This is a genomic window from Herbaspirillum seropedicae, assembly GCF_001040945.1.
Classification (GTDB): domain Bacteria; phylum Pseudomonadota; class Gammaproteobacteria; order Burkholderiales; family Burkholderiaceae_D; genus Herbaspirillum; species Herbaspirillum seropedicae.
The window spans coordinates 715,930-728,410 of sequence record NZ_CP011930.1 but is presented as its reverse complement, the minus strand read 5'-3'; the positions used below and the strand labels follow the sequence as shown (position 1 = coordinate 728,410).

Here is a 12,481-nt window from a genome sequence, read left to right as displayed (position 1 = left end):
TGCCCTCTCGTTGGCTAGCTGCGGTCCTTCATTTCTTTCTGCTCATCCTTCCAGCGTTCCTTCCACTCGCGCTCACGCGCATCGATCTGCGACTGATCGTAGAACGTCGCATCCGGCGCGCGGCGGGCGATACCCAACTGATCGATGGCGGCCAGCAAGCTGCCATTCAGGGCATAGGATTCGGCCAGGGCCAGATGCTGCAAGGCCTGCTTACCCTGGGACGCATAGGCCTTGGCCAGCAATTGCTGCACCTGGGCGTCGCTGCGGTAGAGCTGGGCCTGGTCGCGCAGATAGGCCACGGCCTCATCGGTGCGGCGCGCAGCAATGAGCGCATCGGCGTACTGACGGGCGATGGTCCGCGAGATCGGAAACTGCTTGCGCAGCGCATCGGCCAGTTGCACCGCTTGCGATGACTGCTTGCGAGCGATCTTGATATCGATGTCGAGACTGCCGAACATGATGCCGGTCTTCATCGGGATGGCCGCTTCCTGGGCTTCCTTCAAGGCGGTCTCGGCCTGTTCGAACTTGTTCTGGCGATAGTAGACGTAGGCCAGGCCATACTTGGCCGCGGCGGTCTGCAACTTGGTGTTCTGCCGGGCCTGGGCGATGAATTTCTCGGCATTCTCACGCAGGCCTTGCACCGTGTCGTTCTGCAGCACCTGGGTGCGTGCGCGCACGAGCTGGAACTCGGGATTATCGACGCGCTGCTTGTAGCGCTGGTCGCGGATGCGCGCCTCGATATCGGCAATACGCTCGGTCGTCAGCGGGTGCGTCATCAGGTAGGGCGGCACGGCATCGCTGTAGTTGCGCGAAGCCGCCTGCAAGCGCCCGAAGAAGGTCACCATGCCGGAGGGATCGAAGCCGCCATCGCGCATGATCTGCAGGCCGATGCGATCGGCTTCGCGTTCAGCGTCACGGCTGAAGTTGAGCTGGCGCTGCACGGCCAGGCCGGTGCCCCCCATCATCGTCGCCATGGCGGCGTCACCACCCGCCTTGGACACCCCGGCCAGCGCGCCCAGCACGATGGCGGCCAGCTGGATCATGGAGTTCTGCTTCTGCTGGCCCAGCATGCGCGCGATGTGGCGCTGCGCGACGTGGCCGATTTCGTGCGACATCACGCCCGCCAGCTCGGACTCCGACTGCGCCGCCAGCACCAGCCCGCTATTGACGCCGATGAAGCCGCCCGGCAAGGCGAAGGCGTTGAGCATGGGATCGCGCACCATGAAGAACTGGAAGTCGAAACCGGCCTCGCCGCGTACCTCGGGGTGAATGGAGACCAGGTTCAGGCCGAAATTGTTGAGGTATTCGGAGATCGGACCATCATCGACGTAATCGCGATCGCTGCGGATATCGCGCATGATCTCTTCGCCCAAGCGGCGCTCCATCAGCGGCGACAGGCCTTCGCGCTCGGTATCGCCCAGCGTGGGCAGGCTCTGCGCCACGCCCGGATGAGGTAGCAGGGTCAGCGGCGCAGCCGGCAACAGCAGCAGGGCCGCACTCAGCAGTCGGGTGATCAGCTTGCGCGCTGGCCGACGTGAGCAGGCAATGGCATCAGGAACGTATCGTTGCATGGACGAAGACGGGTAAAGGGGCAGTGGCAATGGCGCCGCAAGGCAGCTTGCGACCTGCCTGCTATGATACCCGCTCCTTCGTTTCCTACTGACTTTTGGCACATCCTATGACCACACCCGGCGCACCCGCCGCCAACGGCGGCCTCACCCATTTCGACCAGGGCGGACAGGCCCACATGGTCGATGTCGGCGGCAAGCACGAGAGCCATCGCGTGGCCGTGGCCACTGGCGTGATCCGCATGCAGCCAGCCACGCTGGCCATCATCGAATCCGGCACGGCCAAGAAGGGTGATGTCCTGGGCATTGCCCGCATCGCCGCCATCATGGCCGCCAAGCGCACGGGGGACCTGATTCCGCTGTGCCACCCGCTGGCGCTGACGCACGTGTCGGTGGACTTCGAGACCGATGCCGCCAGCGCCTCGGTGCGCTGCACCGCCCGCGTGGAAACCTTCGGCAAGACCGGGGTGGAAATGGAAGCGCTGACCGCCGTGCAGATCGGTCTGCTGACCGTCTACGACATGAGCAAGGCGGTCGACAAGACCATGGTCATGAGCGATATCTGCGTCACCGACAAGCGCGGCGGCAAGAGCGACATCAGCATGCCGCGTCCCTGAGACGCCAGTCAGCGCCGAAAAAAAACGCGCCTGCGGGCGCGTTTTTGATGAGCGCAGGGCTGGATCAGCCGCGGCAATTGGCCGGTGCGTACTTGGCGGGCAGCGTGCCGGCCACGAAGCCGGTATTGGCCGTTGCCCCCTGCGGCGTCGGCGCCTGCGTGACGCCCGCCGCCGCGCATTGCCACTGGATGGTGCCGGAGGCGATGGTCGGGGTCAGCGTGAGCGTGCCGCCCTCGCCCACCTGCGCGCTGTAGGTGATGGTGATGACGCCACCTACGCCGCGCGGCTGCATCGGCGAAACGCTGATGCCGGTGACGTTGGCCGTGGGCGTAAAGGCCGGCAGGCCCAGTTGCGCCACGGTGAAGACGCCGTTGTTGGAGCTGATCTGCTCGGTCACGGCCAGCTTGTAGGGCTCGGCCAGGTTGAAGCCTTCCGAGACGCGTGCACGGGCAATGTAGTCCTGGTATTGCGACGCGCCCAGCATGGCCAGGATGCCGACGATGGCCAGCGTCACCATCAGTTCGAGCAGGGTGAAGCCTTGTTGGGATGAACGGGTGACGGCTGCTTTCATGGGTTCCTCGTGAAAATGAAAGGGCGTTGCCAGTATGGGCAAGGCCGGAAATACGCACTAGCGAATAAGTTGCAAAGCTTAGCGCTTTGATGCCTGTTGGCGCTGACCTGGGTCAACGCCGCGCAAGACTTGAAAATACTTCGGGAAAAACTTCGGCCACCGCCCCTCGGCAGCAAGGGCGGGCTAGCCCGCCAGTTGCTGCCGGCGGCGCTTCAGGCTCAGGCCGATCAGCACCACCCCCAGCGCGCCCACCAGGCCAGGCAGGCTCAGGTGCACGGAGGCGCCTGGCACCAGGAATTCGGTCTGGTCGATGAAATCTCGCAACAGTCCCTGGATGGCGCCATCGCTGAAGATCATGCCACCGGCAATATAGCCCAGCAAGGCCGCGCCCAGCGTGACGATCACCGGGAATCTCTCCATCAGTTTCAAGACCAGCGTACTGCCCCAGACGATGATGGGAATGCTGACCACGATCCCGAACACCACCAGCATGAGCCGGTGTTCGCCGGCAGCTTGTTCGGCCGCGCTGGCAATGGCGATCACATTGTCCAGGCTCATCACCAGGTCGGCCACGATGACGGTCTTGACTGCGCCCCACAGGCGATCGCTGCCATCGACCTCGGCGTGGTCCTCATCCTCGTTGAGCAGCTTGATGCCGATCCACAGCAGGAGCACGCCCCCCACCAGCTTCAGGTAGGGCAGCTGCAGCATGGTCACCGCAAAGGAAATGAGCGCGATGCGGATGGCGATGGCGCCGACGGTCCCCCATACGATGCCCTTCATGCGCAACTTGTCCGGCAGGTTGCGGCAGGCCAGGGCGATGACGATGGCATTGTCGCCGCCGAGCAGGATATCGATCAGGATGATCTGCACGACCGCGATCCAGTTCAGGTTGGCCAGGAATTCCATGCATGTCCTTTTGGAAAAACAGCGCCGCTGGTCGGGCGCATGGCTGGCTGACCGCGTGGTACGCGATTAGTGCCATCGCCTGGCGACGGCTAGCCAAAAATGACATGGGGAGCCGGAGCTCCCCATGCTGGTCTTGCTGATCTTGCGGGTACTGATATGGCTGGTACAGCCTGCCTTCCGGACACCTCGGCCGAGCTGCCCGGAAAACGCGGCAGGTATTACAGCACCGACTTCAGCAGACGGCCCATTTCGGACGGGTTGCGGGTGACCTTGATGCCGCACTCTTCCATGATGGCCAGCTTGGCTTCGGCGGTGTCGGCACCACCGGAGATCAGCGCGCCTGCATGGCCCATGCGCTTGCCCGGGGGCGCAGTCACGCCGGCGATGAAGCCGACCACCGGCTTCTTCATGTTGTCCTTGATCCAACGGGCAGCGTTGGCTTCGTCAGGACCACCGATTTCACCGATCATGATGACGGCGTCGGTGTCCGGATCGTCGTTGAAGGCCTTCATGACGTCGATGTGCTTCAGACCGTTGATCGGGTCGCCACCGATACCGACGGCGGAGGACTGGCCCAGGCCCAGGGCGGTCAGCTGGCCCACGGCTTCATAGGTCAGGGTGCCCGAGCGCGACACCACGCCGATGCGGCCCTTCTTGTGGATGTGGCCCGGCATGATGCCGATCTTGATTTCGTCCGGGGTGATCAGGCCGGGGCAGTTCGGGCCCAGCAGCAGGGTCTTGGAACCGGCCTTGGCCATGCGGTCCTTCAGGGCCAGCATGTCACGCACGGGGATGCCTTCGGTGATGCAGATGGCCAGGTCCAGCTCGGCTTCGACGGCTTCCCAGATGGCGGCGGCAGCGCCGGCGGGCGGCACGTAGATCACCGAGACGGTGGCGCCGGTGGCGTTCTTGGCTTCGGTGACGTTGGCGTAGATGGGGATGCCTTCGAAGTCTTCACCGGCCTTCTTCGGGTTCACGCCTGCGACGAAGGCGTTCTTGCCGTTCGCGTAGTCGCGGCACATGCGGGTGTGGAACTGGCCGGTCTTGCCGGTGATACCTTGGGTGATGACCTTGGTGTCTTTGTTGATGAGGATCGACATTTCTCTTCCTTGACTGTGATGCCTGCGCCGCTGGCGGCGCCTGTGGCTGCAATCGCTTGCGGCCGGCGGCTCGCGCCGCGCAGGCTTGCGTGTTGGGTTACTTACTTGGCGGCTGCCACGACCTTTTGGGCGGCTTCTTCCATCGAATCGGCCGAGATGATCGGCAGACCGGAATCGGCCAACAGCTTCTTGCCCAGGTCTTCGTTGGTGCCCTTCATGCGCACCACCAGAGGCACCTTCAGCGAGACCGCCTTGGAAGCAGCGATCACGCCTTCGGCGATCACGTCACAGCGCATGATGCCGCCGAAGATGTTGACCAGGATGGCCTTCAGTTCGGGGTTCTTCAGCATGATCTTGAAGGCTTCAGTGACCTTCTCGGTGGTGGCACCGCCGCCCACGTCCAGGAAGTTGGCCGGCTCGCCGCCGAACAGCTTGATGGTGTCCATGGTGGCCATGGCCAGGCCGGCGCCGTTGACCAGGCAGCCGATGTTGCCGTCCAGGGAGATGTAGGCCAGGTCGAACTTGGAGGCTTCGACTTCAGCCGGATCTTCTTCGTCCAGGTCGCGGTAGGCGACGATTTCCGGATGACGGAACAGGGCGTTGGAGTCGAAGTTGAACTTGGCGTCCAGGGCGATGACCTTGCCGTCGCCGGTCAGGATCAGGGGGTTGATTTCAGCCAGGGAAGCGTCGGTTTCCCAGTAGGCCTTGTACAGACCTTGCAGGTTCTTGCGGGCTGCGGGGATGGAAGCAGCGGGCACGCCGATCTTGGCGGCCACGTCGTCGGCTTGCGCATCGGTCAGGCCATCGACCGGGTCGATGATGACGTTGTGGATCTTTTCCGGGTTGCTGTGGGCCACTTCTTCGATGTCCATGCCGCCTTCGCTGGAGGCCATCAGCACGACCTTCTGCGAGACACGGTCGGTGACCAGGGAAACGTACAGTTCCTTCTTGATGTCAGCGCCTTCTTCGATCAGCAGGCGACGGACCTTCTGGCCTTCGGGACCGGTCTGGTGGGTGACCAGTTGCATGCCCATGATCTGGTTGGCGTATTCCTTGACCTGTTCGATGGACTTGGCCACCTTCACGCCACCGCCCTTGCCGCGACCACCCGCATGGATCTGGGCTTTGACGACCCACACCGGACCACCCAGCTCTTTGGCGGCCGCTTCGACTTCGTCGACCGACATGCACGGAATGCCGCGCGGCACGGTTACGCCGAACTGGCGCAGGATTTCTTTACCCTGATACTCATGGATTTTCATGGGAGCTTCCCTTTAGACACTGAATGAATGAAACTTGCCGGATTGAAATTCGGTGGCCAGCGCAATGCCGACCGACGAGAAAGCAGACTGCAACCCGCAGGCGGGTGTCGCATCCGTAACCGGATGGGGACGGGCGCAGGCGTGAGCTGCGCGGGTTGCGCGTGAATTCGTAGAATTGGGCATATGCATGCCGTCTGCTTTAGTTGGTCTGATATTCGTGACGCGCCAGCTTGCGCCAGTGCGTTCGCATTATCCATTCCTGCTGCTGTCGTGGGCCTTACATCGTGGCGCCGTATTGACAACCGGCTACCGGCGATATCTCCTCAGGCTTGCGCGCCGCAGCAAAAACTTCCGAATTTTAGCACAGGCAAGACGGGCTGTTGGCTGGTAGCGCTAACAGGCCGGAGAAAGAGGAGAAATTACCACTCGCCGGGATAGGTCGCGCACCAAGTCCCGGACGTCGAGAAAAACGGCCTGCCGAATTGCCCCAGCAATTACCTCGGGGCAATGACGCCGACAGTGATACAAGGCGCGGTCAGCTCGGATCGTCTTCGTCCAGCCAGGCGGTCTGGAAGGCCTCCCGGATGCTGCGATGGGAAAAGCCGCGCTGCTGCAGGAAGCGCATCTGCTTTGCGCGGGTCTCGGCGTCGGCCGGCGGGGCAGTGAATTTACGGCGCAGCACCTGGGCGGCCCGCTCGGCTTCGCCAGCGGCCAGATCCGCCTTCAGGTCGGCGATGGCCTCGCCTTCGATGCCGTGGCCATGCAATTCGGAGAGGATGCGCTGGTTGCCATAGCGCGCAGCGCGGCGATGCACCAGCGATTCGGAAAAACGTTCCTGGGAGAGGAAGCGGGACTGCTCCAGCCACTGGAGCAGCGCTTCGATGTCGTCGCCCTCTTGCGCGTAAGGGGCAAGCTTACGCGCAAGTTCCAGACGACTATGCTCACGTGAAGAGAGATATTTGAGCGCCCGTGCTTTCAGGCTGATCGGCGGTCTGGGCATGACGTTCGATTACACGGACGAAGGAGCAGATGAATACACGGGAAGCTGATGCAGTAAAAACCATTCAGGGCATCGCAACGGTGAGGCAAGGATGCAATGAAAGGGTGATGCAGTGAGACGATGATGCAATGAAGCGGTGATGCAATGATGCAGTAATGCGGCAAAACAAGCGCAGTTCGGTACCCATACCCTGCCTGCCCGCAACGCGGAACAAACAAGATATGGCGACTACGACAGCACCCCATCGCCCGCCAGAACAGCAGCACATGGCAGGCGCAGGGCAATCAAACGCCTCCCTGACGGCAACGGCTCAGGCAAACCCAGCCGCCACGCAGGCGCATGAATGAGGGAGCGGAAGATCAGGAGGCTTTCGCTTCGGCTTCGGCTTCGCCACCGGCCAGTTCCGGCACACCCAGGGCCACGCGGACCTTGTTTTCGATCTCGCGCGCCAGTTCCGGATGTTCCTTCAGGTAGTTGCGGGCATTGTCCTTGCCCTGGCCGATGCGCTCGCCGTTGTAGCTGTACCAGGCGCCGGACTTCTCGACCACCTTGTGCTCGGAACCGAGGTCCAGGATCTCGCCTTCGCGCGAGGTGCCTTCGCCATACAGGATGTCAAAGTGGGCTTCGCGGAACGGCGGAGCGACCTTGTTCTTGACGACCTTGACCTTGGTCTCGCTGCCGATGACTTCGTCGCCGGACTTGATCGAGCCGGTGCGGCGGATGTCCAAGCGCACGGAGGCGTAGAACTTCAGGGCATTACCACCGGTGGTGGTTTCGGGGTTGCCGAACATGACGCCGATCTTCATGCGGATCTGGTTGATGAAGATGACCGTGGTATTGGTACGGTTGATGCTGCCGGTCAGCTTGCGCAGCGCCTGCGACATCAGGCGGGCTTGCAGGCCAGGCAGGGAGTCGCCCATGTCGCCTTCGATTTCAGCCTTGGGGGTCAGTGCGGCCACGGAGTCGACCACGATCAGGTCCACGGCGCCGGAACGTACCAGGGCGTCGCAGATTTCCAGGGCCTGTTCGCCGGTGTCGGGCTGGGAGATCAGCAGGTCGTTCAGGTTCACACCCAGCTTTTGCGCATAGGTGACGTCCAGTGCGTGCTCGGCATCGATGAAGGCGCAGGTGCCGCCCAGTTTCTGCATCTCGGCAATCGATTGCAGGGTCAGGGTGGTCTTGCCCGAGGATTCCGGGCCGTAGATCTCGATGACGCGGCCACGCGGGAGGCCGCCGATGCCCAGGGCGATGTCCAGGCCCAGTGAGCCAGTGGAGACCGCCTGGATTTCCTCGGCGATGACGCCATCTTCCATGCGCATCACCGAGCCCTTGCCAAACTGCTTTTCAATCTGTGCCAACGCGGCGGCCAGCGCCTTGCTCTTCTCAGAGTTGTTCGCAGCTTTTTTGTCGTCCATAAGTCTCTCTCGGCAAAATGTCGTGAAGAAGGGGTACCCGGGGAATGTGATGCTGGGGCGGCCGGTGGACCGGCAATACAGCGCAATATCTAACGCAATGTCGCTGCGGCCTCGCCGCGCGCATCGGTTCAACGCCCCGATAGAGCGATACTGTATAAAAAAACAGTGCTTCGTGCAAGCGTTTTGTTCGTCGCCCGAGAAGCGTTCGGAAGGAAAACCACAATTATAAGAGAGTCGCGGTCCCTCCAAGCGGCTAAATCGCAGAGGAATGATGCAAGGGCGGCAAAAAAACGGCACACTCGCGACTTGGTAGAATTTTTCGTCAGCTTTACGTCAATATAAGTGTAAAACTACGCCATCTTGACGCTTATTGCATTACAGCAATATTTTGCAGTCCACATCGTTGGATACATTGTTCCCATGAGTTTAGTGCCTTTCAGCCATATCAGCGCCCTTCGCAGCCTGATCATCGACGACATGCCGACGATGCGTCAGAACATCCGCATGCACCTGGGACAGCTGGGCGTGACCAAGGTCGATCAGGCCGCCACGCCTGATGAGGCCATCCGTTTCGTGCAATCGGGCAACTATGACCTGATCATCTGCGACTACAACCTGAACAAGGAAAGCAACGGCCAGCAGCTGCTGGAGTTCTTCCGCACCCAGAACATGCTCTCGCCGACCTGCATGTTCATCATGGTCACCGCCGAGAGCGGCTACAACCTGGTGGCCAGCGCGGCCGAGTTCCAGCCTGACGCCTACATGCTCAAGCCGCTGACGGCCAGCCGCATCGCCGAGCGCGTGGACCGCCTGCTGGAAAAGCAGCACGCCATGCTGCCGGTGACCGAGAAGATGAAGCGCAAGGACATCAGCGGCGCCATCGCCGAATGCGACAACGTGCTCAAGGCGGCGCCCAAGTGGATCGTGGAGATCATGAAGACCAAGGGGACGCTGCTCATCGAGCAGCGCCGCGTCGACGAGGCGCGCGAGGTCTACAAGCAGGCGCTGGGCATGCGTGACGACCTGGTCTGGGCCAAGATCGGCCTGGCCCGTTGCAATATCGTGGCCGGCCAGATGGACGACGCTCGCGCCATCGTCGAGGATGTGCTGGCGCAGAACAAGCAGTTCATCGCCGCCTATGACCTGCTGGCGCAGATCGACGAGGCCCAGGGCAACCAGGAAGGTGCGCTGGAGGCGCTCACGCGCTCGTCGGAAATCATCCCTTCGGCGCGCCGCAGCCGGCTGGTGGGTGATGTGGCCTATCGCAGCGGCCACCTGGACCAGGCGCGCGAAGCCTATGACAAGGTGCTCAAGCACACCAAGGGCTCGCTGACCGCACAACCCACCGACCTGCTCTCGCTGGCCCAGGTGCATATCGACAGTGGTGACGCCGATGCCGCCCTGCGCCTGCTGGAAAGCGCCCCGCGCCGCTACGAGGAATCCAAGCTGTTCATCTCGGCGCAAGCCGCCGTGCAAGCCCAGGCCTACGTGCAGCTGGGCGATACCATCTCGGCCCAGCAGGCCTTCGAGACCGCCCGCCAGGCTGCTGGCGAAGAGACCTCGGACATGGCCACGCTGGCCCTGGCCAAGGCCGCCTTCTCGATGGGTCGCGACGAGGAAGGCAGCAAGCTCATCGCCGACGCCGTCAAGTCCGACCACGAAAACAAGACCCTGCTGATGCTGGCGCGCAAGGTGCTGGCCGATACCGGCCGCGCCAACCTGGCCGACGAGCTGGTCGATGGCGCCGTCAAGCACTGCATGAGCGTCATCGCCGAAGCCAACGCCCTCATGCGCAGCGCCAAGCCGGATGAATCGCTGGCCAAGCTGGAGGAAGCGCTGGCCAGCATGCCGGAGAACACCGGCGTGCTGCTGGCCTCGGCCCAACTGCATCTGCTGTGGATGAGCCAGCGCGGCTGGAACGAGGAATACGTCAAGCGCGTGCGCCGCTACCTGGCCACGCTGGATCGCCTGATTCCGGGCAACGATAGAGTCGCCAAGATGCACAAGTTCCTGCGCGACACCCTGAGCAAAGTAGCCCCGAAGAGCTGACCATGGATCCCAAGCTTGCCGCGATCATCATTCACGACATCAAGAATTCCCTGGGCGTTCTGGAGGGCGAATTGCGTCGTCTTTCCGACGACGTGCCGCGCGTCCAGCAGGCCCATGTGACCTGCCTGGCCTTGCAGGAAAAGCTGATCGCTTTCCTCACGCTCTACAAGGCCGACTCCCAGGGACTGCGCGCCCAGGTGGAAGCGGTCTCGCCGCAGGACTTCCTGCAGTCGCTGGTGCGCGAGCAGGCGGTCGCGCGCGTCCAGGGCGCCCTCACCCTGGTGGTCGACGAGACGGACATGCCGATCATCGGCTTTTTCGATGAGCACCTGGTGGCGCTGGCGCTGGAAGCGGCGCTGCAGAACGCCAGCCGGTTTGCGCGCACGCGCATCGCGCTGGGCTGCCGCAATCACCCCGAGGGGGGCGTCGTCTTCAGTGTGCGCGATGATGGTCCCGGCATCGGCACCCAGGAAAAGAAACCCTCCACCGGATTGGGCATGGACCTGTGCAACGCCATCGCCACTGCGCACAACAAGGAGACGCGCCAAGGCGAGGCGCGTCTGTCCAATCATCCCGACGGCGGCGCAGTCTTCGAACTCTGCCTGCCCTGACCCTGAGTACCGACGACGGCGCCACTGACGCGGCCTGGTCGGTGCAGTGCCTTGTTTCGCTGCGGCACTGGCTCGGTGAATCAACGCCGCATCGCACTTCTCCTTGACCACTCCTTGACCATACTTAGGCAGGACTGCGTCACTACAGCGCAGCATCACCACTCCTCTGCAGGACTGCATGAGCACCGTCGCCCCGGTCGCAGCCCCGCTCCTTGCAGCGGTCTGCCACATGCGCGGGCCGCATATGCAAGCGTGAAAATAGTCGTTCTACCCACCTGGCTTCCTCCCTAGAGTAGCGGTTTGTCGCGTCTGCGCCATCCGGCGCGAGACCGTCCACCTCCGGGAGAACCGATCCATGCACCGCAGAGACTTCCTCCGCCTGGCGCCCGCCGCGCTCGGCGTCACCGCCCTGGGCGGCATCCCTCTATTGTCCAGCGCAGCGCAGCCGCCCAAGGTCATCCGTCTGGACTATGCCTATTACTCGCCGCCCAGCCTGGTGCTGCGCAAATTCGGCTGGCTGGAGGAAGACCTCAAGGCGCAAGGCACGGAAGTGAAGTGGGTGTTGAGCCAGGGCAGCAACCGCGCGCTTGAATATCTCAACAGCGACAGCGTGGACTTCGGCAGCACCGCTGGCCTGGCGGCCTTGCTGGCGCGCGCCAACGGCAATCCGGTCAAGGCGGTCTATATCTATTCGCGTCCGGAATGGACGGCGCTGGCGGTGGGCAAGGAGTCACCGGTGAAATCCATCAACGAACTCAAGGGCAAGAAGATCGCCGCCACCAAAGGGACCGATCCCTATCTCTTCCTGCTGCGCGCCCTGCATGAAAACGGCCTCAAGAAGAGCGATGTCGAGATCGTCCACCTGCAGCACGCCGACGGCCGCGCCGCGCTGGAACAAGGCCGCGTGGCCGCCTGGGCCGGGCTCGATCCGCATCTGGCGGCCAGCGAACTGGAAGCCGGATCGCGCCTGATCTACCGCAACGTCAACTTCAACACCTATGGTTTCCTCAACGTCAGCGACAGCTTTGCGGCGCGCCATCCGGACCAGGTCAAGCGCGTGATCGCTGCCTATGAACGGGCGCGCAGCTGGATCATCGCCCATCCGGACGAGACCGTGGCGCTGCTGTCGGAAGAGTCCAAGCTGTCCGCACCAGTGGCCCGGCTGCAATTGAAGCGCAACGATTTCTCGCAGCCGCAGATCGGCCGCGAACACATCGAGGCCCTGCGCGCGGCCGCCCCCATCCTGCTGGAAGAAGACCTGGTCAAGAGTGGCACCGATCTGCCCCGCACCATCAATGCCTTGATCGATCCCAGCTATGCCCAGGGCGTGGTGAGGGCCTGAGGCCATGTCCGATCCTATCTCCCTCCCGGCGACGTTG

The 12,481-nt window shown here is 62.8% G+C and carries 11 protein-coding genes; 4 read left to right on the top strand and 7 right to left on the bottom strand.

Annotated elements, in window-relative coordinates; translation table 11 throughout:
* Positions 1–14: 14 nt before the first annotated feature.
* A complete protein-coding gene (locus tag ACP92_RS03305) occupies positions 15–1,571 on the bottom strand; it encodes a M48 family metalloprotease (protein ID WP_041310109.1) in 1,557 nt (518 codons plus the stop codon).
* A gap of 107 nt (positions 1,572–1,678) precedes the next feature.
* On the opposite strand from ACP92_RS03305, the gene moaC reads away from it, so the two are divergent.
* Positions 1,679–2,185, top strand: coding sequence for a cyclic pyranopterin monophosphate synthase MoaC (moaC, locus tag ACP92_RS03300; protein WP_013232698.1), 507 nt, complete (start codon positions 1,679–1,681; stop codon positions 2,183–2,185).
* A gap of 64 nt (positions 2,186–2,249) precedes the next feature.
* Here the strand turns inward: moaC and ACP92_RS03295 are convergent, their stop codons facing one another.
* The 6 genes from ACP92_RS03295 to recA all read right to left on the bottom strand — a co-directional run bounded on the left by ACP92_RS03295 (position 2,250) and on the right by recA (position 8,442).
* Entirely contained in the window at positions 2,250–2,756 is a 507-nt protein-coding gene (locus ACP92_RS03295) for a pilin (protein ID WP_013232697.1), read from the bottom strand.
* Positions 2,757–2,939: 183 nt separating this feature from the next.
* On the bottom strand, positions 2,940–3,665 hold the full coding sequence (locus tag ACP92_RS03290) for a TerC family protein (RefSeq protein ID WP_013232696.1): 726 nt from the start codon (positions 3,663–3,665) through the stop codon (positions 2,940–2,942).
* 218 nt (positions 3,666–3,883) lie between these two features.
* A complete protein-coding gene (gene sucD / locus ACP92_RS03285) occupies positions 3,884–4,765 on the bottom strand; it encodes a succinate--CoA ligase subunit alpha (protein WP_013232695.1) in 882 nt (293 codons plus the stop codon).
* A gap of 101 nt (positions 4,766–4,866) precedes the next feature.
* Positions 4,867–6,027, bottom strand: coding sequence for an ADP-forming succinate--CoA ligase subunit beta (gene sucC / locus ACP92_RS03280; protein WP_013232694.1), 1,161 nt, complete (start codon positions 6,025–6,027; stop codon positions 4,867–4,869).
* A 535-nt stretch (positions 6,028–6,562) separates the two neighbouring features.
* Complete coding sequence (gene recX / locus ACP92_RS03275; protein ID WP_013232693.1) at positions 6,563–7,027, bottom strand: recombination regulator RecX; 465 nt, start codon at positions 7,025–7,027, stop codon at positions 6,563–6,565.
* 359 nt (positions 7,028–7,386) lie between these two features.
* Entirely contained in the window at positions 7,387–8,442 is a 1,056-nt protein-coding gene (recA, locus tag ACP92_RS03270) for a recombinase RecA (protein WP_013232692.1), read from the bottom strand.
* A 420-nt stretch (positions 8,443–8,862) separates the two neighbouring features.
* On the opposite strand from recA, the gene ACP92_RS03265 reads away from it, so the two are divergent.
* The 3 genes from ACP92_RS03265 (at position 8,863) to ACP92_RS03255 (ending at position 12,444) form a co-directional block, all read left to right on the top strand.
* Positions 8,863–10,491: a tetratricopeptide repeat-containing response regulator gene (locus ACP92_RS03265; RefSeq protein ID WP_013232691.1), complete on the top strand. Its 1,629-nt coding sequence runs from the start codon at positions 8,863–8,865 to the stop codon at positions 10,489–10,491.
* A gap of 2 nt (positions 10,492–10,493) precedes the next feature.
* A complete protein-coding gene (locus ACP92_RS03260) occupies positions 10,494–11,102 on the top strand; it encodes a sensor histidine kinase (protein ID WP_013232690.1) in 609 nt (202 codons plus the stop codon).
* Between the two features lie 355 nt (positions 11,103–11,457).
* Entirely contained in the window at positions 11,458–12,444 is a 987-nt protein-coding gene (locus tag ACP92_RS03255; RefSeq protein ID WP_013232688.1) for an aliphatic sulfonate ABC transporter substrate-binding protein, read from the top strand.
* Positions 12,445–12,481: the final 37 nt, after the last annotated feature.